This window comes from Actinotalea caeni, assembly GCF_009733795.1.
Lineage (GTDB): Bacteria > Actinomycetota > Actinomycetes > Actinomycetales > Beutenbergiaceae > Pseudactinotalea > Pseudactinotalea caeni.
Map to the genome: position 1 here is coordinate 40990 of NZ_WNXX01000020.1, position 21545 is coordinate 62534.

Below are 21545 nucleotides of genomic sequence, written 5' to 3' on the forward strand. Positions count from 1 at the left end.
GACCCTGCCCGCACGCTGGACCCGGAGCGCGGTCCCGCGACCGTCAGTGCTGGCCGCCCTCGGCGCGCACGAGCGGCTGGCCGATGTCGGCGAGCAGCTCGCCGAACCACGGCACGTCGACGTCGAAGGCCTTCCCGCCGCCGATGCGCGGGAACTCGACCGCGCGCAGCTCGTCGCCGCGCTCCTCGTCGTGGCCGATGACGCCGGAGCGGCCCTCCCGCGCGGTCTCGACCGCGAGGTCGACCATCTCCTGGATCAGCGCGAGGTCGGCGTCGTTGGCGCGGGCGGAGCGGGAGAAGTAGCCGCTCTTCTGCACCATCGTCTTCTCGGCGCCGATCAGCGAGGCGAACTGCTTGGCGAACCAGGCGCCCGGGTTGATCGTGTCGAGCTTGACGTGCCCGAACGGGTCCCGCTGCACCTCCTCGCCGGCGGCCTCCAGCTCGGCGATGATCTCCGGCACGCCGGCACCCTCCGACAGGAAGATGTTGACGTTGCCGATCTCGTCCATGATGCCGCGCAGCCGCTGCGCCTCGGCCTGCATGTCGATGTGCAGCTCGGGCAGGAACACCGCGTGCACGTCCCACCGCTCGCGGGAGAGCCCGAACGCGGGGTTCCACTCCTGGGTGTCCAGCCAGGCGCGGTAGTCGCGCGCCGCGGCGGCGGTCAGCCAGCCGCAGTGGCGGCCCATGACCTCGTGGACGATGAGCATGCGCGGGTTGGAGCGGTGCTCGCCGATGATGTTCTGCGCGAACCTCGACGCCTGCTCGGCGGCGGTCATCGCACCGAGCGACTGCCGGATCGGCACGATGTCGTTGTCGATCGTCTTCGGCAGGCCGACGACGGTGAGGTGGTAGCCGTTGTCCTCGAGGTAGGCCGCGAGATCGGCGGCGGTCGTGTTGGTGTCGTCGCCGCCGATCGTGTGGAGCACGTCGACGCCGTCGGCGCGCAGCTGCTCGGCCGCCACCTGGAGCGGGTCCTGGCCCTCGGCGACGAGACCGCGCTCGACCAGGTTCTTGGCGTTGGTCAGCTTGACGCGGCTGTTGCCGATCGGGCTGCCGCCGAACCGGTCGAGCACCTCGACGGCGGCGCGCGCCTCGGGCCCGATGACGGTCGAGGTGCCGGTCAGCAGGCCGTGGTAGCCGTACTGGTAGGCGATGATCTCGGCGTCCGGCACGACCTCGGAGTACCGCTTCACCAGCTTGCCGACGGCGGCGGACAGGCAGGGCGCGAAGCCTCCCGCGGTGAGGAGGGCGACCTTGCGGATCGGGGATGCCTCGGACATCGGTGCTGCTCTCTTCTCGTTCTCGGGTGCAGGTACCGCCGGCCGGGGGCCGGCTCCAGGTCCCAACCTAGGGGGTCGCGGTGGCCGCATCGCGCGCCGGTGTCCTCCGACGCGGTTAGTGTGAGGCCATGTCGCGGCAGCCGGACGAACCGCGGGAGGGGTCGGCGGGTCAGGAGCCCACCGACGAAGAGGTCGACCGCCGTTTCGCCGAGCTCACGGCGGGGCTGGCGGACGCCGTCGGCATCGAGGTGCCGAGCGACGAGGCGCCCTCCCCCGGCGACGTCGGCAGCGCCGGCCTCACCGCGCCCGACGAGGAGCGAGCGGGCCCGGGCGACGGCCTCGGCGGGCCGCGCGACTACAGCCTCGCCGAGGAGCCCGACGAGGGCTTCGAGCCGCCCGAGCCGGAGCCGCTCGGCTCAGCCGAGCCGGTCATGGTGCTCGCGTGGCTCGGCGCCGCCGGCGGCCCGCTGGTCTTCCTGCTGCTGGTGCTGCTGTGGCCGTCCGCGCCCAGCGCCGCCTGGTGGGCGACGCTCGTGGCGACGCTCGCGGGCTGGGGCGTCGTCGTCTGGCGGCTGCCGCGCCACCGCGACGGCGACGACGACGGCGCCGTCGTCTGACCCTCGCGCGGCAGCGCGGGCTCCCCCGCTCCCGGCGCGCGGGCGCCCGGGCGTGCCCGAGCCCCGCCCGATCACGGATAGTCTGTCTCGCACCCTGCCGACTGTCACCGGAGCCAGCCATGGAGTCCTTCGCCACCCCGCCTCTCGTCAGCACGCCCGACGAGATGTCCATCGGCGACCTGCTCGCCGACCACGCCAACCGCACCCCCGACCGGGTCCTGGTCGAGCGCCTCGTCGACGGCAGCTGGCGCCCGGTCACGGCCGCCGAGATGCACGCGACCGCGACCGCGATCGCGAAGGGGCTCATCGCCTCCGGCGTCGGGCCCGGCGACCGGGTCGCGATCATGGCGCGCACCCGCGCCGAGTGGACCTTCCTCGACTTCGGCATCTGGTACGCCGGTGCGGTCACCGTGCCGGTCTACGAGACCTCCTCGCCGTCGCAGACCGCGTGGATCCTCTCCGACTCCGGCGCGGTCGCGATCGTCGGCGAGAACGCCGGTCACATCGAGGTGATCACCAAGGCCCGCAAGAAGGCTCCGGACGTCGCGCACGTGTGGCAGATCGAGGACGGCGCGCTCGAGCAGCTCGCCGCCGCCGGCGTCGACGTCAGCGACGACGAGGTGCGGCAGCGCCGCGACGCCGTCCGGCTGGGCGACCTCGCGACGATCATCTACACCTCGGGCACGACCGGGAACCCGAAGGGTGCCGAGCTGACGCACGGCAACTTCGTCGAGCTCACCCGCAACGCGATCGGCGCGCTCGGCAGCGAGATCCTGCACGAGACCTCGCGCACCCTGCTGTTCATGCCGCTCGCGCACGTGTTCGCGCGGTTCGTCGAGGTGCTGTGCATCGCGGCGGGCGTCCCGCAGGGCCACACGCCCGACACGAAGACGCTGATGGCGGACATCGCCACCTTCCGGCCGACGTTCATCCTGTCGGTGCCGCGCGTGTTCGAGAAGGTCTACAACTCCTCCGAGGCCAAGGCGGCCGCGGGCGGCAAGGTCAAGATCTTCCACTGGGCCGCACGCGCCGCGATCGAGTACTCGCGCTCGCTCGACCAGGGCGGCCCGTCGCTCGGGCTGCGGCTGCAGCACCGGCTCGCCGACAAGCTCGTGCTGCACAAGATCCGCGACGCACTCGGCGGCCAGGCAACGTTCGCCATCTCCGGCGGCGCGCCGCTCGGCGAGCGGCTCGGCCACTTCTTCCGAGGCGTTGGTCTCACCGTGCTCGAGGGCTACGGCCTCACCGAGACGACCGCGCCGCTGACGGTCAACGTGCCCGCCAAGTCGAAGATCGGCACGGTGGGCCCGCCGCTGCCCGGCACCTCGCTCAAGATCGACGCCGACGGCGAGATCCTCGCCCAGGGCGTCGGCGTGTTCGCGGCCTACCGCGGCAACGCCGAGGCCACCGCGGCCGCGATCGTCGACGGGTGGTTCCACACCGGTGACATCGGCGAGCTCGACGACGAGGGCTACCTGCGCATCACCGGCCGCAAGAAGGAGCTCATCGTCACGGCGGGCGGCAAGAACGTGGTGCCGTCGCAGCTCGAGGACCGGCTGCGCTCGCACCCGCTTATCAGCCAGTGCGTCGTCGTCGGCGACCAGCGGCCGTTCGTCGCGGCGCTCATCACGCTCGACGCCGAGATGCTGCCTGCGTGGCTGTCGAACCACGGCCTGCCCGAGATGGGTGTCGAGGAGGCCGCGAAGCACCCCGAGGTGCTCGCGGCGCTGCAGCGCGCGGTCGACCGCACCAACAAGAAGTTCTCGCGCGCGGAGTCGATCCGGAAGTTCGAGGTGCTCACCGACGACTTCACGATCGACAACGACTACCTGACGCCCTCGCTCAAGGTGAAGCGCTCGAAGGTGCTGGCCGACTACGCCGCCACGGTCGAGGAGCTGTACTCCCGCGCCGCGGCCGACCGCAACGCGGAGAGCCCCGCCGTCTGAGCACCACGACCGGGCCGGCTGAGATCGGCTGACGTCGGCCGGGCCGACCGAGATCGGCCGGGCCTGCCGGCGTCTGCCCGGACGGCCCGGTCGGGTCGACCCTGCGGCTCGCCGCGGCGGTCCGCCGCGCTGTCGGACATCCGTACTAACGTCCGGCAGCGATGCGCGTTGACCTGCACCCGGCCCGACCCGGTGCCCGGCTCCGGCTCGGCGACGAGCCCGACACCGCCGGGCCGGGCGCGCGGCCGGTGCAGCTGGCTCTCGACGAGCTGGGCGTCCCGCTGCACGAGGTGACGTTCGTCGTCGTCGACCTCGAGACGACGGGCGGCTCCCCGGCGACCAGCGAGATCACCGAGATCGGCGCCGTGAAGGTGCGCGGCGGCGAGGTGCTGGGCGAGTTCGCGACGCTCGTCAACCCGGGCGTCCCGGTGCCGCCGGCGATCACCGTGCTCACCGGCATCACGACCGCGATGGTGCTGCAGGCGCCCCGGATCACCGAGGTGCTGCCGGCGTTCCTGGAGTTCGCGCGCGGCTGCGTGCTCGTCGCGCACAACGCCGGCTTCGACATCGGGTTCCTCAAGGCCAACGCCGCGCGCATGGAGCTGGCGTGGCCGCGCCCCGCCGTCGTCGACACCGTGCGGCTCGCCCGCCGCGTCGTCACGCGCGACGAGGCGCCGAACCACCGGCTGTCGAGCCTGGCCGCGCTGTTCGGCTCCGCGACGACCCCGAACCACCGCGCGCTGCAGGACGCCCGCGCCACCGTCGACGTGCTGCACGGGCTGCTCGGCCGGATGGCCTCGCTCGGGGTCTCCCACCTCGAGGACCTCGCGACCGCCTCCGACCCGGTGCCGCCCGCGCGACGGCGGCGCGCCACGCTCGCCGACCACCTCCCCCGCTGCCCGGGCGTGTACCAGTTCGTCGGGCCCCGCGGGGAGATCCTCTACGTGGGCACCGCGACCGACCTGCGGCGGCGGGTGCGGCAGTACTTCACCGCCTCCGAGAAGCGGCGGCGCATCGGCGAGATGGTCGACCTCGCGGTCGAGGTGCGCGGCATCGGGTGCAGCACGCGGCTCGAGGCGCAGGTGCGCGAGCTGCGCCTGATCGCTGAGCACGACCCGCCCTACAACCGACGCTCGCGGCGGCCCGAGCGGCTGCCGTGGGTGCGGCTGACCGACGAGCCGCACCCTCGGCTGTCGATCGTGCGGGAGGTGCCTGCGGGTGCCGTCGCGCTCGGCCCGTTCGGCAGCCACGCAGCCGCGCAGCTGGCGGTCGAGGCCGTCCAGCAGGCGGTGCCGGTGCGGCAGTGCACGCGGCGGCTCCCGCTCGTGCCACGACCGGGTGCGGCCGACTGCGTGCTCGGGCAGATCGGCCGCTGCTCGGCGCCGTGCGTGGACCCCGCGGCCGCGCAGCGCTACCACGAGGTCGCCGCACGCGTGCGGGCCGCGCTCACCGGCGCGACCGACGAGGTCGTGACCGCGGCGGCGCACGAGATCGAGCGGCTGGCCGCGCTCGAGCGGTTCGAGGAGGCGGCGGCGCGGCGCGACCGCGCCGAGACCTTCGGCCGGGCGCTGGGCCGCGGCCTGCGGCTCGCGGCGCTGCAGCGCGCGTCGGAGGTCGTCGCCGCCCGCGCGGCCGACGGCGGCTGGGAGATCGTGCTCGTGCGGCACGGGCGGCTGGCGGGCACCGCCGTCAGCCCGCGCGGCGTCGACCCGATGGCGGTCGTGGCCGAGCTGCGGGCGACCGGTGAGGCGGTCGCGGCGCCCGAGCGCGACGGCGGCGCGGCCAGCGTGGAGGAGACCGAGCTGCTCGCGGGCTGGCTGGGGCGCGAGGGGACGCGCCTGATCGCGTTCGACCACCCCGAAGCCGACGGCTGGGCCGTACCGGTGGCGGCCGCGCCGGTCGACCTGCGCGGCTGGGTCACGGTGCGCCGGCAGGAGCGCGAGGCGCTCGGCCCGCGCGCCGGCGCCGACGAGCCGGACGGCGAGGACGTCGACGCGGGCGTCCCGCCGCGCGACGACGCGAGGGAGACGGCATGATGGGAGGACACCGAGGTACCAGGAGGAGACACCTGTGATCACCGCGATCGTGCTCATCGACGCCGAGGCGTCGCGCATCCCCGAGGTCGCCCAGGAGGCGGCCGAGATCGACGGCGTGAGCGAGGTGTACTCGGTGACCGGCGACGTCGACCTCGTCGCGATGGTCCGCGTGCCCGAGCACGAGCAGCTAGCCGGGGTCATCTCCGACCGACTCTCGAAGGTGCAGGGCGTCGTGCGCACCCGCACCTACCTGGCCTTCCAGTCCTACTCCCAGCACGACCTCGAGGCAGCCTTCGCGCTCGGCCTGGGCGACTGATGACGAGCACGGCGACGACCTGGATCGACCTCGACGGCGTCGTCAACATGCGCGATGTCGGCGGCATCCCGACGACCGACGGCGGCGCGATCCGCCGCGGTGCCCTGCTGCGCTCGGACAACCTGCAGGACCTCACGCCGCGCGACGTCGCCGCGCTGCGCGAGCGCGGCCTCACCGACGTCGTCGACCTGCGCAGCGACACCGAGGTCGCCGCCACCGGACCGGGACCGCTCACGCGCGAGCCGTGGGTGCGCATCCACCACCACTCGTTCTTCGACGAGCGCGACCTCGACCGCGACGGCGTGCCCGAGACGTCGGCCCCCGGACCCGGACCCGAGCCGGCGCCGACCGAGCCCGACCCCGCCGCGGCGCAGGTGCCGGCCGAGGCGCTGCCGTGGGTCGGTCTGCAGCCGTCGACCGAGCACGACAACCCGGCCACCGCGCACTACCTGTCGTACCTGAGCGACCGGCCGGACTCGGTCGTCGCGGGTCTGCGCGTGGTCGCCGAGGCCGAGGGCGCCGTCCTCGTCCACTGCGCGGCCGGCAAGGACCGCACCGGCACGCTGGTCGCCCTCGCGCTGCTGCTCGCGGGCGCCGAGCCGGCAGCCGTGGTGGCGGACTACGCCGCGTCGTCCGAGCGGGTCGAGCAGATCCTCGACCGGCTGGTCAGCACACCCACGTACGCGGCCGTGCTCGGCGGGCAGCCCGCGTCGTGGCACATGACGCACCCGGAGACGATGGCGTCCTTCATCGAGCACGTGCAGCCGGGCGGCGACCAGTCGCGGCTGCGGGCACTGCTCGCGCGCTACGGGTGGACCGACGCGGACACCGAGCGACTGCGGGCACGGCTGCGCGGCTGACCCCTCAGGCTCCGTGCGCACGGTTCTGTGCGCACGGGTCGGCACCCCGGCCACCGGGTACCCCCGGGGCGTCAGGACCTGGAGGCCTCCACCCAGCGGCGCAGCACGTCGGCGGCGGCGCCGGAGTCGATCGCGTGGGCGGCGTGCCGCAGGCCGGCGCGCAGCCGCTCGGTGAGCGTTCCCGAGGCCACCCCGGCGTGGGTGCCGTCGGCGACGAGCGCGGCCGCCGCGTTGAGCAGCACGGTCTCGCGGATCGCGCCCTGCGCGCCGTCGAGCACCTCCCGCAGCACGACTGCGTTCGCCTGCGGGTCGCCGCCGCGCAGGTCCTCCAGGCGCGCGGGGGCCAGACCCAGGTCGGCGACGGCGTCGAGGCGGTGCTCGACGACGCTGCCGCCGCTGGCGTCGGTGACCTCCCAGACACGCCCCGGCGCGGTCGGCGCGAGCTCGTCGAGACCGTCGGAGTTGCGGAACACCAGCGTGCTGCGGTCACGGTCGGCGAAGACACCCGCGACGAGCGGCGCCATGCGGAGGTTGCCGACGCCGATCGCGCCCGCGCGCGGCCGGGCAGGGTTCGTCAGCGGGCCGAGGACGTTGAACGCCGTCGGGACCTTGAGCTCGGAGCGGACCGGGCCGGCGTGACGCATCGCCGGGTGGTAGCGGGCGGCGAACAGGAAGGCGATCCCGACCTCGTGCGCGAGCTCCGCCGACCGCTCGGGCGGCAGGTCGAGCCGCACGCCGACGGCCTCGAGGACGTCGGCGGAGCCGCTGGCCGACGACGCGGCACGGTTGCCGTGCTTGACGACCGTGAGCCCGCAGCCGGCGACGACGATCGCCGCCATCGTCGAGATGTTGACGGTGCGGTGCCGGTCGCCGCCGGTGCCGACGACGTCGACGGTGTTGCCGGGCACCTGGATCGGCACCGCGTGCTCGAGCATCGCGTCCGCGAGTCCGCGCAGCTCCGAGACGGTCTCGCCCTTGGTGGCCAGCGCCATGAGGAAGCCGGCGAGGACGGCGGGGCTCGTCCCGCCCGACATCACCTGGTCCATCGCCCAGGCGGTGTCCTCGCGAGTGAGGTCCTCGCGCGCGGTCAGGCGTGCCAGCAGGTCCGGCCAGACGGGGGCGTGCGGGTCTGTCGAGGTCACGGCGCTGTCGGTCCCCTCGGGTCGGGTCAGCTCTCGCCGCGGAGCTGGGCCGCCACGGTCTCCTGCAGGTCGATCGGGTCGAAGGGCGCGGCGACGACCGCGTCCGCCTCCGACCACGAGGCCAGCCACGCGTCCTGCTGGCGGGCGATCAGCACCATCACCGGCGGGCACTCGTAGACCGAGGTCTTGAGCGTGCGGCACAGCCCGATCCCGCCGACCTTGGCCGTCTCGCCGTCGAGGATCAGCAGGTCGAAGCGGTTCTTCTTGACCAGCTCCAGCACCATCGCGTCGGTCGCGACCTCGACCCACTCGATGAGCGGCGTGTCGATCGAGGCGCGGCGCCCGACGAGCGTGCGGATCTCCGCACGGGTCGCCCGGTCGTCGCTGTAGAGCAGGACGGTGGCGCGGCGCGCCGCCGCCTCGGTCGAACCCGCCTCGACGACGTCCTGTGCTGCAGCCATCTGATCCCTCGTTGCCGTTCGGTCGTGGGACGCCCCGTCCGCGCGTGGCGTCGTCCTCATGCTAGTGCGCCGCGGCACCCGCTCGACCCCTCGCGGCCACGCGACCGCACGCGTGCCGACGACGGGGTCGAAGGCGGCCCGACGGCCCGCCGGAACCCTCAACGACGTGACGCTCTCGGGGGTTGCGTCACCTCGTCGCGCGATCAGTGCGACGCGCCACAGCCGAGTCGCGCCAGGTGACCCGCGCGGGTCTCGGACCGGCCATAATGGCGGGGTGTCGTCGACCTCTACAGCGCTGCGTCCGCATGTGACGGTGCACCGCCCCGACCTGACCAAGGTGGGCGTCATCGTCTGGTTGTCCAGCGAGCTGATGTTCTTCGCGGGGCTCTTCGCGATCTACTTCACCCACCGGTCCGTCGCCGGGCCCGAGGTGTGGTCGGAGAGCTCGGGGCTGCTGAACATCCCGTTCTCGCTCGTCAACACCCTCATCCTCGTCTCGTCCTCGGTGACGTGCCAGATGGGAGTGTGGGCGGCCGAGCGCTTCCAGCCCAGCCGCACCGGCTCGCTGCTGCACCTGCGCGGCTGGGGCATGCAGGAGTGGTTCGCGCTCACGTACGTGCTGGGGGCGATCTTCGTCGCCGGCCAGATCTTCGAGTACGCCGAGCTCGCTCACGAGGGGCTGACCTTCCAGAATTCGACCTACGGCTCGGTGTTCTACCTCGCGACCGGCTTCCACGGCCTGCACGTGCTCGGCGGTCTCATCGCCTTCCTGTTCGTGCTCGCCCGGTCGTTCTCGACGCACCGCTTCGGGCACCGCGAGGCGACGCACGCCGTCGTCGTGTCCTTCTACTGGCACTTCGTCGACGCCGTCTGGATCCTGCTGTTCGGCGTCATCTACTTCCTCAGGTGACGCGATGAGCAGACCACGCCGTCAGACCCGGAACCGGACTTCGAGAGGAACCCCCCACGTGAGCGCACTGGCCCGGAGCAGGCGGCACCGGTTCGCGCCGATGCTGCTGCTGGCGTTCGCGCTGCTGGTCGTCGGCGGCGCGTACACCGCCCTGGCACCCAGCTCCGCGCAGGCCGACGCCCTCGACAACGCCGACGCCGGCAAGGGCGAGGCGCTGTTCATCGCCAACTGCGCGACCTGTCACGGTCCGGGTGCGGTCGGCACCGACCTGGCGCCGTCGTTGGTCGGCGTCGGTCCGGCGGCCGTCCACTTCCAGGTGACGACCGGCCGCATGCCCATGCAGGCGAGCGGTCCGCAGGCCGAGGCCAAGCCGCCGCAGTTCAGCGAGGACGAGGCGCTCGACATGGCCGCCTACATCGCCACGCTCGGCCCGGGCCCGTCGATCCCGACGGAGGAGCAGGTCGACCCGGCTCTGGGCAGCGCCCCCAACGGCATGCTGCTGTTCCGCGTCAACTGCGCGATGTGCCACAACGCCGTCGGCGCCGGTGGCGCGCTGACCGAGGGCAAGTACGCGCCCTCCCTCATGAACTCGTCCCCGACGATCATCTACGAGGCGATGCTGACCGGGCCGCAGTCGATGCCCGGCTTCAACGACGCCACCCTCACCCCCGACGAGAAGCGCGACATCATCGCGTTCCTCATGGAGCAGCGCGGCACCAACCCCGGCGGCCTGTCGCTCGGCTCGCTCGGCCCGGTGTCCGAGGGCGTCTGGGTGTTCGTGGTGGGACTGGGCGCGCTGATCGGCTGCGCCGTCTGGATCGGATCGAGGTCTTCGTGAGCATCGAGAAGTCTTCGCACTCGGGCGAGCACCGCGAGCTCGGCGGCAGCGCCGGGCTCCCGGAGCGTTTCGAGAACCCCGGCCTGGAGCCGCACCGGCACCGCCTGGCCGACTCCGACCCGAAGCGCGCCAAGCGCTCGGAGCGGCAGATCGCGCTCATCTTCACGATCTCGATCCTCGCCAGCATCGCCGGCGTCGTCGGCTACGCGGTGTTCCCGGTCGACATCGACCGCGCCTCGGTGCTCAACGTGCGCTGGTCGACGCTCGTCGTCGGCCTGGGCCTGGGCATCGGCATGCTCGGCATCGGCGTCGCGGCCGTGCAGTGGGCGCGCGCGCTCATGGACGACGGCGAGAAGATCGAGGACCGGCACCCGATGTCCGCCGGTCCCGCGGCGCACCAGCAGTCGCTGGAGATCCTGCGGCAGGGCGCGGACGAGGCCAACATCGCCCGCCGCCCGGTCCTCAAGGGCGCGATCGCCGGTGCGCTCGCGCTCGCGCCGCTGCCGTTCCTGGTGCCGCTGATCGGCAACCTGGGCGCCGACTGGGACATCTCGAAGTTCAAGCGCACCGCGTGGGCGCCCAGGGAGGACGGCTCCGGCGACCCGGAGCGCTTCTTCGAGGGCACCTACCGCTACCTCGCGCGGGACCCGCAGGACACCAAGATCCGCGCGGCGGACGTCACGAACGGCAACATCGTGCACGTCATCCCGCACGGTCTGCCCGAGGAGGAGCACTACCTCGAGGAGAAGGCCAAGGCCGTCGTGCTGCTGGTCCGCGTGGACCCCAGCATCCTCAAGGAGGCGCCGGAGCGAGCGGACTGGTCCTACGACGGGATCGTCGCCTACTCCAAGATCTGCACCCACGTGGGCTGCCCGGTCGCTCTGTACGAGCAGCAGACGCACCACGTGCTGTGCCCTTGCCACCAGTCCACCTTCGACATCACCGACGCCGCGAAGGTCGTGTTCGGTCCTGCGAAGCGGGCGCTCCCCCAGCTCCCGATCAAGGTGGACCCGGAGGGTTACCTGTACGCAGCCGCCGACTTCGACGAGCCGGTCGGTCCGAGCTATTGGCAGCGTGAGCGATGACTTCCACGACAACCTCCGCAGCGACCACCGAGCAGGCGGTGCCGGCCCCGGTCGCCGCCACGGTCGACTACCTGGACCGGCGGGTCGGTCTGGGGTTCGCGATCCGCGGCCTCGCCCGCAAGCTGTTCCCCGACCACTGGTCGTTCCTGCTCGGCGAGATCGCGCTGTACAGCTTCATCGTGCTGATCCTGTCCGGGATCTTCCTCACGATGTTCTTCGTGCCGTCGATGGCCGAGGTGCACTACCCCGAGAACGCGCTGCCGGTGACGATGCAGGGCGTGGAGATGTCGGAGGCGTTCGCCTCCACGCTCAACCTGTCGTTCCACGTGCGCGGCGGGCTGCTGATGCGGCAGATCCACCACTGGGCCGCGCTGATGTTCGTGGGCTCGATGGTCGTGCACATGCTGCGCGTCTTCTTCACGGGTGCGTTCCGCAAGCCGCGTGAGCTCAACTGGGTCGTCGGCTTCACGATGCTGGTGCTCAGCCTGCTCGCGGGTCTGACCGGTTACTCGCTCCCGGACGACGTGCTCTCCGGCAACGGTCTGCGCATCACCGACGGCGTGGTCCGGTCGATCCCGATCATCGGCGCCTACATGTCGTACATGGTCTTCGGCGGCGAGTTCCCGGGCACCGAGGTCATCCCGCGGATGTTCACGCTGCACATCCTGCTGATCCCCGGTCTGATCCTCGCGCTGCTGGCGCTGCACCTGTTCCTGGTGTTCTGGCAGAAGCACACCCAGTACCCAGGGCCGGGGCGCACCGACAAGAACGTCGTCGGGTACCCGCTGCTGCCGGTCTACACCGCGAAGGCGGGCGGCTTCTTCTTCATCGTGTTCGGCGTGCTCGCCCTGATGGGCGCGACGATGAGCATCAACTCGGTGTGGAACTACGGGCCGTTCGACCCCGCACTGGTCTCCGCGGGCGCCCAGCCGGACTGGTACATGCTGTTCCTCGAGGGCTCGTTGCGCCTCATGCCGGGCCAGACGGAGTTCGTCATCCTCGGCTGGACGCTCTCGCTCAACGTGCTGATCCCCGCCGTCGTGGTGCCGGGTCTGCTGTTCACGTTCCTCGGGGCGTACCCGTTCGTCGAGAACGCGATCACCAAGGACGTCGGCGAGCACCACGTGCTCGACCGGCCGCGCAACGCCGCGACCCGCACGGCCCTGGGCACGGCCTTCCTGAGCGTGTTCTTCGTGCTCCTGGTGACGGGCGCCAACGACCTGGTGGCGACCCACTTCGGGCTTTCGCTCAACGCGATCACGCTCGTGCTGCGGGTGCTGATCTTCGTGCTCCCGGTCGTCGTGTTCATCGTGACCAAGCGGGTCTGCCTGTCCCTGCAGCGCAAGGACCGCGAGGTCGTGCTGCACGGCCACGAGACCGGCATCGTGCGCCGTACCGCCGACGGTCGCTTCTACGAGGTCCACAAGCCGCTCGACGAGTACGAGCGCTGGGTGCGCGTCGGCCATCACGTGTACCGGCCGCTGGAGCTGCCGCCGCGGGAGGACGCCCGTGGCGTCCGCCGCCCCGGCGGCCGCGCGGACGGCATCCGGACGCGGCTGTCGCGGTTCTTCTTCGAGGACCGTGTCGAGCCGGTCACGCCCGCCGAGCTGGCCGCCGCGCAGAGCCACGGCGAGCACGACGAGCTGCCCGCGGCCCCGGAGGGATCGTCGGCTGCCGAGCTCGCGGGCACCCGCGGAACATCGCACTGACCCACCCGGTTAGGGTGATCGAGAGGCGTGCCGGAGACGCCGGCCCGCCGGCCTGACGTGGAGGAACGTATGCCGCAGTACACCCTGCCCGACCTGCCCTACGACTACGCAGCGCTGGAGCCGCACATCAGCGGCAAGATCATGGAGCTGCACCACGACAAGCACCACAAGACCTACGTGGACGGCGCCAACACCGCGCTGGAGAAGCTCGAGGCGGCCCGTGAGTCCGGCGACAACGCCGCGATCAACCTCCTCGAGAAGAACCTGGCGTTCAACCTCGGCGGCCACACCAACCACACGGTCTTCTGGAACAACCTCTCCCCCGACGGTGGCGGCGAGCCGGAGGGCGAGCTGGCTGCGGCGATCGCGGAGTTCTTCGGCGACTTCGCGAAGTTCCAGGCCCAGTTCACCGCCAACGCCACGTCGATCCAGGGGTCGGGCTGGTCGGTGCTCGGCTGGGACAGCGTGGGGCAGCGTCTCAACCTCTTCCAGCTCTACGACCAGCAGGGCAACGTGCCGGTGGGCATCACCCCGGTCCTGATGCTCGACATGTGGGAGCACGCCTTCTACCTCGACTACCTCAACGTCAAGGCGGACTACGTCAAGGCGTTCTGGAACATCGCCAACTGGCAGGACGTCGCGGCCCGCCTCGAGCGCGCCCGCACCCAGACCCAGGGTCTGATCTGACCTGACGTCGACCAGCCGACCAGGGCCCCTCACCGCAGCCGGTGAGGGGCCTTCGTCGTTCGTCCCCGGCCGTGGTCCCTCCCCCCCCCCTCCCGCACGCCTCCACCGACAGCTCCGAGCGACGGCACAGGCGGAGCGACGCCGTCCGGCGGAACCGGCAGAAGGTGCGGTGTACCCGTCCTCCGGTTTCACCGCACTTTGCAACACCCCGCACTTTCACCGCACTTTGCACCACCCCGCCTGGTGTCATCACGCTCCCGGTCCTCCGAGCACGCCTCGACTCACCAGGGTCTCACCGCACGTCCTGCCGCGCTCAGAGGCGGTCTGGCTGGGTCGTGTTCCACAGTCCGGTGAAAGTGCGGCGTGTTCCACAGTGCGGTGAAAGCGTCGGCTGTTCCACAGTGCGGTGAAACGGCACGGGTGCGGGACGTGCGATCCCGCCGGAACCACGTCGTCGGGCCTCGGAGGTCACCTCGTTCGCGACGTGCTGCGAGCCGCGCGGGGGTGTCTCACGGGTTCCCAGGCCTCCCAGAAGGCATCGACGGCGCTCCTGGCCCCTGCGGGCCCCTGGGGGCGTGCCGTACCGCGCTGCGATGCCCGCAGCGCCTCTGCACACCGCGGCTCTGACCGCCCCCGGACCGCGAGCGGGCCTCCTGCTCCGGGAACGACGACGGCCCGGGAGCCGCGCGGTGCGCGGCTGCCGGGCCGGGTCGTTCGGGCTCAGTGAGCGTGCTGGCGGCGGTTGAACTCCAGCACGTGGCCGGCGACGCCGATGACGCCCAGGGCGGCGCCGATGCCCAGCAGCCACCAGGCGTGCAGCGCCGGGCCGAGGAAGATCAGGGCCACCGCGAGGCCGCAGACCAGCGGCCACCAGCTCCACGGGGCGAAGTGACCGTACTCCCCCGCCGCCTCGTGCTGCTCGGCGTACGGGTCGTCCTCAGGACGCGTCTCGATCTCGCGGCTCAGCTTGAGCAGGTAGCCGCCCGAGAGGGCGAAGAGGCCGACCAGGAGCGTGAGCGCCACGGTCCCGATGGGCTCGACGGCCTCGTACTCCAGCCACGTCCAGAAGGCGTAGCCCGCGGCCGCGAGGGCGAAGAACGCCCCCAGCAGGATGAGGAAGAACCACTCGGTGAAGAGCGGCTTCGTCGGCTTGCGCGTGCCGTGGTTCGACATCAGCCCTCGCTCGTCTTCTCGTCACGGGCGCCGACGGCGACACCGATCGTCGTGTTCTCGGGCTCCTCGCCGTCGAGCGCAGCGACCTCCGGGTGGTGCAGGTCGAACGCGGGACGCTCGGAGCGGATGCGCGGCAGCCGGTCGAAGTTGTGGCGCGGCGGCGGCGAGGAGGTCGCCCACTCCAGGGAGTTGCCGAAGCCCCACGGGTCGTCGAGCTTGACCAGCGCACCGTGGCGCCACGTCTTGTAGACGTTCCACAGGAACGGCAGCGTCGAGGCGGCCAGCACGAACGACGAGATCGTCGAGATCTGGTTGAGGATCACGAAGTCGGGCTCCGGCAGGTACACCGGGATCCGCCGCTGCATGCCCATGACGCCCAGCCAGTGCTGCACGAGGAACGTGCCGTGGAAGCCGAAGAACAGCAGCCAGAAGTGGACCTTGCCCAGCTTGTCGTCGAGCATGCGGCCGGTGAACTTCGGCCACCAGTAGTAGAAGCCGGCGAACATCGCGAACACCACGGTGCCGAACACCACGTAGTGGAAGTGCGCCACCACGAAGTAGCTGTCGTGCACGTGGAAGTCCAGCGGCGGGCTCGCGAGGATGATGCCGGTCAGACCACCGAAGAGGAAGGTCGCGAGGAACCCGATCGACCACAGCATCGGGCTCTCGAACGTCACCTTCCCTCGCCACATCGTGCCGATCCAGTTGAAGAACTTCACACCGGTCGGCACCGAGATCAGCATCGTCATGACGGCGAAGAACGGCAGCAGCACAGCGCCGGTCGCGTACATGTGGTGCGCCCACACCGTCACCGACAGACCGGCGATCGCGATCGTCGCGAACACCAGGCCCTTGTAGCCGAAGATCGGCTTGCGCGAGAAGACCGGGATGACCTCGCTGATGATGCCGAAGAACGGCAGCGCGATGATGTAGACCTCGGGGTGCCCGAAGAACCAGAACAGGTGCTGCCACAGCATGGCGCCGCCGTTCTCGGGCGCGAGGATCTGCGTGTCGAGGATGCGGTCGGACGCCATCGCGAACAGCGCGGAGGCGAGCACCGGGAACGCCACCAGCGCGAGGACCGAGGTGATCAGCACGTTCCAGGTGAAGATCGGCATCCGGAACATCGTCATGCCCGGGGCGCGCATGCACACGATCGTCGTGATGAAGTTGACCGACCCGAAGATCGTGCCGAAACCGGTCATCGCCAGGCCCATCACCCACAGGTTGCCGCCGAGGCCGGGGCTGTAGGTGGCGTCCGCCAGCGGGAAGTACGCCGTCCAGCCGAAGCTCGCCGCGCCCTTCGGGGTGAGGAAGCCCGCGCACGCGATGATGCCGCCGAACAGGAACAGCCAGTAGGCGAACATGTTCATGCGCGGGAACGCCACGTCGGGCGCACCGATCTGCAAGGGCACGATGACGTTGCCGAACCCGACGAACAGCGGCGTCGCGAACAGCAGCAGCATGATCGTGCCGTGCATCGTGAAGAACTGGTTGTACTGCTCGGCGCTGCGGACGATCTGGATCGCCGGGTCGAACAGCTCGGCGCGGATCGCCAGCGCCAGCAGGCCACCGATGCCGAAGAACACGAACGACGTGATCAGGTACAGGTACCCGATCGTCTTGTGGTCGGTCGACGTCACCCACTTGACGACGGTGCGCCCGAGCGTCGCGCGCTTGCCGACGAGGCCGGGGACGGCCTCGTCGCCACCGGCGGCCGAGTACTCGAGTGTCTCGGTGGCCATCAGTGCTCCTCTTCCCCGCCGAAGTCCGGCGCCTCCGGTGCGACGTCGCGGTCGAGCTCGGGGCCGAGCTGGCCCGTCTGGCCCGCGGCGGCGAGATCGGCCATGTGCTGCTCGAACTCCTCCTGCGGCACGACCTTGACGTTGAACAGCATGTAGGCGTGGTACTCGCCGCACAGCTCGGCGCACCGGCCGTAGTAGTCACCCTCGACCTGCGGCGTCACCTGGAAGGTGTTCGTCCGGCCCGGGGTGGTGTCCATCTTGTAGAGGAACTCCGGGATCCAGAACGAGTGGATGACGTCGCGGGAGTTCAGCGTGAACGTCACGGTCTGGCCGACCGGCAGGTAGAGCGTCGGCACCTCGTCCTGGGCGGCGTACTCGTCGAGGCCCGCCTGGCCGGTCGAGATGTTGTTGAGGTCCGCCGGCTGCCCGGTGTCCCAGACGTCGTAGTCGAGGTAGTTGAAGTCCCAGCTCCACTGGCGGCCGTACACCTGGATGCTGACGTCGGTCGCGTCCTCGTCGATCGAGGTGATCGCGTCCTGCGTACGCACCGTGTAGAAGAACAGCACGCCGACCATGAGCACCGGCACGAACGTGTAGAGCAGCTCCAGCGGCAGGTGGTAGCGCAGCTGCACCGGCAGCTGGTGGTCGTCCTTGCGCTTGCGGTAGGCGACGACGCACCAGATCAGCAGGCCCCAGACGAGCACGCCGACCAGCAGCGCCGCGATCCACGAGCCGGTCCACAGCTGCACGACGCCGTCGGTGTGGTCGGTCGTGCCGGGACCACCGGGCATCCAGCCGCGCTCGACCGCCGGTGAGCACGAGGAGATCGCCGCCACAGCGGCGAGGGCGACCACAGACGCGACGCCGAGGCGGATCCGCCGGCCTGAAGAACGCGGGGGCGATGACACTTGGCGCTGGCCTTCCGACAGTGTTTCTGACGACTCCGGGCGACCTGTCTGCACCTTCCGCGGGCAGGGCGGTCGTGCTGCCCACACTAGCGCGAGAGCAGGCCCGATCGGGACATCGTGGGCCTCCAGCGGGGCGCGTCGCGCCCTCCGTGACGGGCCGCGCCGCGGGCGCCCCGCCGCAGCCCGCCGCACCGGTCGCGGGATGTGCTCAGGCCCACACGGATCGGCCCGCAGCTTTCTCGACACAGCGTCGCGCAACAGGCGTACGCGGGTCATTGGTGACCACGTCGACCGATCGGTACCACCGGCTTCGCTGGCTGGGCCTCGCAGCCATCTCCCTGGGTGTCGCACTCATCATCATGGACGCGACCATCGTGTCCGTCGCGATGCCCAGCATCATCACCTCTCTCGACCTCAGCACCACGCAGGTGCAGTGGGTCCAGGAGGTCTACACACTGGTGTTCGCCGCGCTGCTATTGGTGTGAGGCACCACGAGCGACCGGATCGGCCGACGCAAGCTGCTCGTCATCGGGCTGGCCGTGTTCGTCGCGTCGAGCATCCTGTGCGCGCTCGCCCCGACCGGTGCCTGGCTGATCGCCGCGCGGTTCGTGCAGGGGATCGGCGGCTCGATGATCCTGCCGACGACCCTCCCGATGACGCTGCGGTCGCCGAGGCTCAGCGGTCTCCGCCGCCCGGTTCGGGCTGCTGGTGCCGAGCGCGGCATCGCCTTCGCAGTGTGGGCGCCGAGTCGGTGGCGGTCCACCACCCCGCTGATGTTCGCCGCTGCTGCGCTGGTGCTCCTGTGCTTCGTGCTGTGGGAGCGGTCCCGCGGCAACGCGGGTCGGTCGGTGCTGCTCGACCTGTCGCTGTTCCGGATCCCGACCTTCAGCAACGGCAACGTCGCCGCGCTCACGGTCTCGCTGGGCGAGTTCGGGCTCATCCTGTCGCTGCCGCTGTGGTTCCAGTACGCGCTGGGGATGGACGCGCTGCAGGCGGGGCTCGCGCTGCTGCCCCTCGCGGTCGGCTCGTTCGTGGCGAGCGGGTCGGTGCACTCGCTGTCGCGGCGGCTGACGGCCCTGCAGATGGTCCGGCTCGGCATCGTGCTGGAGATCGCCTCGCTCGCGGCCCTGGCGCTGCTGGTGCGACCCGACTCGACCGCGTGGACCACCGCCGGCCCACTGTTCGTCTACGGCATGGGCGTCGGGTTCGCCACCGCCCAGCTGACCCAGCTCATCCTTGTCGACGTGCCCGTCGACCGGTCCGGTCAGGGCTCCTCGACGCAGTCGACGGCGCGCCAGGTCGGCTCGGCGCTGGGCATCGCGATCCTGCACCGCGCTGTTCACGACGCTGCGCTCGGGCACCGAGTCGCGGCTGAGCGAGGAGATCGCCGCCGACCCCTCGGTCGCCGGCCTGGTCGACGGCGTGTCGGGCTCGGCGGGCGCACTCATCTCCGAGCTGGCCGAGAACCCCGCGACCGCCGCGATCGCCGAGGCTGCGCGCGAGGCCCTCACGCAGGGCGTCTCGGTCGCGGCGTGGCTGGGCGTCGTGGCCCTGGTCGTGGGTCTGCTCACGACGATCCCGCTCGGACGGCGCGACGCGAGCACCACCGACACCCCGACCGAGCCCGAGGCCGAGCCCCTCGAGCAGGGCCGAGCGACCGCCATAGACGACGACGGCCCGCGCCGCCCGAGGGGCGTGCGCGGGCCGTGACGTGTCAGACCGCGGTCAGACCGCGCCGAGGACGTCGGCCACGACCGCGAGGGCGGGCTCGCCGTCGGAGCCGGGGGCCACGAGCACGACCCGGGACCCGACGGGCACGCCGTCGAGCAGGTCGAAGATCGTGCCCTGCCCGAGCATCGCGACCAGCGGCCCGGAGGCCGGGCCGGGCTCGGCGTCCGCGGGCTCGCCGTAGCCGGGCGACCAGGAGGTCTCGTTCGAGCTGCCGTCCCAGTAGGTCACCGTGTAGGCGACCGCGACGAACTGCCCCATCGCGACCGGGTCACCGGTGCCGTCCGCCACGCGGTACGCCGCGGGCTCGGTCGGCGACTCGGCGTCGGAGGGCACCGTCAGGCCGGCGGCTTCGCCGAGCTCGCCCTCCACCGTCACGGGGAGGGCGTCGTCGGCGACGGCGGCCGCGTCGGCCTCACCGGCCATGTCGGCGTTGAAGGTGTCGACGACGTCGACGACGAACACGATCGTGTCGGTGCCGGCGATGCCGGCGCCCTCGTTGCCCGCCTCGCCGTAGCCGAGGTCGGGCGGGATCGACAGCAGCAGTCGCGAGCCGACCGTGGCGCCCGGGATGCCGGTCGACCAGCCCTGGACGACCTGGTTGAGCGAGAACAGCGACGGGTTGCCACGCTCGTAGGAGCTGTCGAACGGGGTGTCGGACCCCCACACGTAGCCCGCGTAGTTCGCGACGACCGCCGCGCCGAGGCCGACCTCGGTGCCGTCGCCCTCGCTGAGCACCTCGACCTGCAACCCCTCGGGGGCGCAGCCGTCGGGCCAGGTAAAGGTCGGGGCGTCGCCGAAGTCGCCGTCGGCCTCGGGGAGCGCGTCACCCGCGGGCTCGCAGGCTCCGGCCCGGTCCGTGGTGTCCTCGGCCGCGGCGGTGGGCTCGGTCGTCGGGTCGGCCGACCCGGCGTCCTCGCTCCCGCACGCGGCGAGCGCGAGCAGCATGACGAGAGCCGCCGAGGCGGTGACGCCCCGGCGGGTGCGGGCGGCGCTCAGTGGAACGAGTCCCCGCAGGCGCAGGAGCCGGCGGCGTTGGGGTTGTCGATCGTGAAGCCCTGCGCGGAGATCGTGTCGGAGTAGTCGATCGTGGCGCCCGCGAGGTAGGGCACGCTCATCTTGTCGACGACGAGCTCGACGCCGTCGAAGTCGCGCACGGCGTCGCCGTCGAGCACGCGGTCGTCGAAGACCAGCTGGTAGATGAGGCCGGAGCAGCCGCCGGGCTGCACGCCCAGGCGCAGCCGCAGGTCGTCACGACCCTCCTGCTCGAGCAGCGCCTTCACCTTGGCGGCAGCCTCGTCGGTCAGGGCGACGTCGTGTGTGGCCTCGGGGGCCTGCGTCTCGGTCATGTGAGGTCTCCTCCTGCGCGCGGGTCACGGCGACCCTTCGTCGTCGCCAACACCCGCAGCGACGGATCTCTTCCACGTCCAGGGTACGTCAGCGCGACCAGGTCCGCGCGACGCGGCCCGCGCGCTGGGACAGCCCTGTGACGAGGTCGACGGCGACCCCGGCCCGACCCGGTGCCGGCGGGTCGGTCAGCGGGTAGACGGCCTCGATGCCGGTGCCCGAGGTCTCGCGCCTGCCGATGCGCACGGTGGGCGCGACGGCGACGACCGGTACGAGCCGCTCGAGCGCGAGCCGGCCGACGACGCCGGGCACCCCGATCGCGATCGCGTCGCCGTCGAGGGACGTGCACGCCGTGACGACCAGGTCGACGCCGGCGATCGCCTCGGCCAGCGCGGTCTCGACCGCGGTGACCTCCGCCCCGGGGAGCACGCGCGCACCGGCCGACGCGAGCGCGAACGCCACCCCGCCGCCGGCGCCGCCGTACGGGCGTCGGCCGCCGCGTCGCGCGGCCGTGGTCTCGGGGCCCAGCAGCGACACCGGCCGGGGCGCGGCAGCCTCCACCTCGGCGACCGCGCCGCTCAGCGCGAGCTCGACCTGCTGGGCGAGCGCGCCGTCGACCCCGGGGCGCCCGGCGAGCGCGGCGCCCGCGCCGCTCAGCCCGGTGAGCGGGCGGTCGGTCGCGGCGGCGACCACGACCTCGACCTGCCGCAGCACCTGGGCCGCGCCGCGTGCCGCCTCCCCCGGCGGCGTCCCCG

21 protein-coding genes and 1 pseudogene are annotated in these 21545 nt (G+C 71.9%); 13 read left to right on the forward strand and 9 right to left on the reverse strand.

Translation table 11 applies throughout. The features are described from left to right. Positions 1 to 43 precede the first annotated feature (43 nt). Entirely contained in the window at positions 44 to 1282 is a 1239-nt protein-coding gene (locus GPA02_RS15155) for a pyrophosphate--fructose-6-phosphate 1-phosphotransferase (RefSeq protein WP_156201166.1), read from the reverse strand. Positions 1283 to 1410: 128 nt separating this feature from the next. Here GPA02_RS15155 and GPA02_RS15160 point away from each other — a divergent pair, with 128 nt between their 5' ends. The 5 genes from GPA02_RS15160 (at position 1411) to GPA02_RS15180 (ending at position 7057) form a co-directional block, all read left to right on the forward strand. After that, the gene (locus GPA02_RS15160; protein ID WP_156201168.1) at positions 1411 to 1899 is read left to right on the forward strand and encodes a hypothetical protein; all 489 of its coding nucleotides are present in this window, start codon (positions 1411 to 1413) and stop codon (positions 1897 to 1899) included. A 119-nt stretch (positions 1900 to 2018) separates the two neighbouring features. After that, positions 2019 to 3845, forward strand: coding sequence for an AMP-dependent synthetase/ligase (locus tag GPA02_RS15165; RefSeq protein ID WP_156201170.1), 1827 nt, complete (start codon positions 2019 to 2021; stop codon positions 3843 to 3845). Positions 3846 to 4006: 161 nt separating this feature from the next. Next, positions 4007 to 5881, forward strand: coding sequence for a DEDD exonuclease domain-containing protein (locus GPA02_RS15170; RefSeq protein WP_156201172.1), 1875 nt, complete (start codon positions 4007 to 4009; stop codon positions 5879 to 5881). Between the two features lie 34 nt (positions 5882 to 5915). Next, the gene (locus GPA02_RS15175; RefSeq protein WP_156201174.1) at positions 5916 to 6197 is read left to right on the forward strand and encodes an Lrp/AsnC family transcriptional regulator; all 282 of its coding nucleotides are present in this window, start codon (positions 5916 to 5918) and stop codon (positions 6195 to 6197) included. Then, positions 6197 to 7057: a tyrosine-protein phosphatase gene (locus tag GPA02_RS15180; protein ID WP_156201176.1), complete on the forward strand. Its 861-nt coding sequence runs from the start codon at positions 6197 to 6199 to the stop codon at positions 7055 to 7057. Before GPA02_RS15175 ends, GPA02_RS15180 begins: the two co-directional genes overlap by 1 nt. Positions 7058 to 7128: 71 nt before the next feature. Here GPA02_RS15180 and trpD read toward each other — a convergent pair whose 3' ends face one another. Together trpD and GPA02_RS15190 are read right to left on the reverse strand one after the other, a co-directional pair. Beyond that, positions 7129 to 8199: an anthranilate phosphoribosyltransferase gene (trpD, locus tag GPA02_RS15185; protein WP_240134080.1), complete on the reverse strand. Its 1071-nt coding sequence runs from the start codon at positions 8197 to 8199 to the stop codon at positions 7129 to 7131. Positions 8200 to 8225: 26 nt separating this feature from the next. Further along, positions 8226 to 8660, reverse strand: coding sequence for a response regulator transcription factor (locus GPA02_RS15190; protein ID WP_156201178.1), 435 nt, complete (start codon positions 8658 to 8660; stop codon positions 8226 to 8228). 307 nt (positions 8661 to 8967) lie between these two features. On the opposite strand from GPA02_RS15190, the gene ctaE reads away from it, so the two are divergent. The 5 genes from ctaE (at position 8968) to GPA02_RS15215 (ending at position 13889) form a co-directional block, all read left to right on the forward strand. Beyond that, positions 8968 to 9570, forward strand: coding sequence for an aa3-type cytochrome oxidase subunit III (gene ctaE / locus GPA02_RS15195; protein WP_240134081.1), 603 nt, complete (start codon positions 8968 to 8970; stop codon positions 9568 to 9570). 58 nt (positions 9571 to 9628) lie between these two features. Then, positions 9629 to 10408, forward strand: coding sequence for a cytochrome bc1 complex diheme cytochrome c subunit (gene qcrC, locus GPA02_RS15200; protein ID WP_156201182.1), 780 nt, complete (start codon positions 9629 to 9631; stop codon positions 10406 to 10408). Beyond that, positions 10405 to 11493: a cytochrome bc1 complex Rieske iron-sulfur subunit gene (gene qcrA, locus GPA02_RS15205; protein ID WP_324226835.1), complete on the forward strand. Its 1089-nt coding sequence runs from the start codon at positions 10405 to 10407 to the stop codon at positions 11491 to 11493. Before qcrC ends, qcrA begins: the two co-directional genes overlap by 4 nt. Beyond that, on the forward strand, positions 11490 to 13202 hold the full coding sequence (qcrB, locus tag GPA02_RS15210) for a cytochrome bc1 complex cytochrome b subunit (protein ID WP_156201184.1): 1713 nt from the start codon (positions 11490 to 11492) through the stop codon (positions 13200 to 13202). Before qcrA ends, qcrB begins: the two co-directional genes overlap by 4 nt. Positions 13203 to 13271: 69 nt before the next feature. After that, a complete protein-coding gene (locus GPA02_RS15215; RefSeq protein ID WP_156201185.1) occupies positions 13272 to 13889 on the forward strand; it encodes a superoxide dismutase in 618 nt (205 codons plus the stop codon). A 720-nt stretch (positions 13890 to 14609) separates the two neighbouring features. On the opposite strand, the gene ctaF is transcribed toward GPA02_RS15215, so the two are convergent. Genes ctaF through ctaC form a run of 3 tightly spaced genes read right to left on the reverse strand, consistent with a single transcriptional unit; the run spans position 14610 to position 17769 of the window. Next, positions 14610 to 15062: an aa3-type cytochrome oxidase subunit IV gene (gene ctaF / locus GPA02_RS15220; protein ID WP_156201189.1), complete on the reverse strand. Its 453-nt coding sequence runs from the start codon at positions 15060 to 15062 to the stop codon at positions 14610 to 14612. Then, complete coding sequence (ctaD, locus tag GPA02_RS15225; RefSeq protein ID WP_156201191.1) at positions 15062 to 16807, reverse strand: aa3-type cytochrome oxidase subunit I; 1746 nt, start codon at positions 16805 to 16807, stop codon at positions 15062 to 15064. The genes ctaF and ctaD overlap by 1 nt, the downstream gene beginning before the upstream one ends. Next, entirely contained in the window at positions 16807 to 17769 is a 963-nt protein-coding gene (gene ctaC / locus GPA02_RS15230) for an aa3-type cytochrome oxidase subunit II (protein ID WP_460361460.1), read from the reverse strand. Before ctaC ends, ctaD begins: the two co-directional genes overlap by 1 nt. A gap of 305 nt (positions 17770 to 18074) precedes the next feature. Between ctaC and GPA02_RS19540 the strand changes: the two genes are divergently transcribed. From GPA02_RS19540 to GPA02_RS19550, 3 genes and pseudogenes are all read left to right on the forward strand, one after another. After that, positions 18075 to 18200 (forward strand): hypothetical protein, encoded by a 126-nt coding sequence (locus tag GPA02_RS19540; RefSeq protein ID WP_338027527.1) that lies wholly within the window; start codon positions 18075 to 18077, stop codon positions 18198 to 18200. Positions 18201 to 18254: 54 nt separating this feature from the next. Then, positions 18255 to 18971: pseudogene (locus GPA02_RS19545) on the forward strand (MFS transporter); the annotation flags it as partial. Further along, a complete protein-coding gene (locus GPA02_RS19550) occupies positions 18952 to 19425 on the forward strand; it encodes a hypothetical protein (protein ID WP_338027528.1) in 474 nt (157 codons plus the stop codon). The pseudogene GPA02_RS19545 and the gene GPA02_RS19550, both read left to right, overlap by 20 nt. Before the next feature lie 15 nt (positions 19426 to 19440). Here GPA02_RS19550 and GPA02_RS19470 read toward each other — a convergent pair whose 3' ends face one another. From GPA02_RS19470 to GPA02_RS15250, 3 genes are all read right to left on the reverse strand, one after another. Next, a complete protein-coding gene (locus GPA02_RS19470) occupies positions 19441 to 20391 on the reverse strand; it encodes an FKBP-type peptidyl-prolyl cis-trans isomerase (RefSeq protein ID WP_156201195.1) in 951 nt (316 codons plus the stop codon). Positions 20392 to 20438: 47 nt separating this feature from the next. Beyond that, positions 20439 to 20792 carry an iron-sulfur cluster insertion protein ErpA gene (erpA, locus tag GPA02_RS15245; RefSeq protein ID WP_156201197.1) on the reverse strand — a complete coding sequence of 118 codons (354 nt, stop codon included), beginning with the start codon at positions 20790 to 20792 and terminating at the stop codon, positions 20439 to 20441. Positions 20793 to 20880: 88 nt separating this feature from the next. Further along, positions 20881 to 21545 (reverse strand): glycerate kinase (locus tag GPA02_RS15250; protein ID WP_193567877.1); only part of this gene is annotated, 665 nt, incomplete at its 5' end.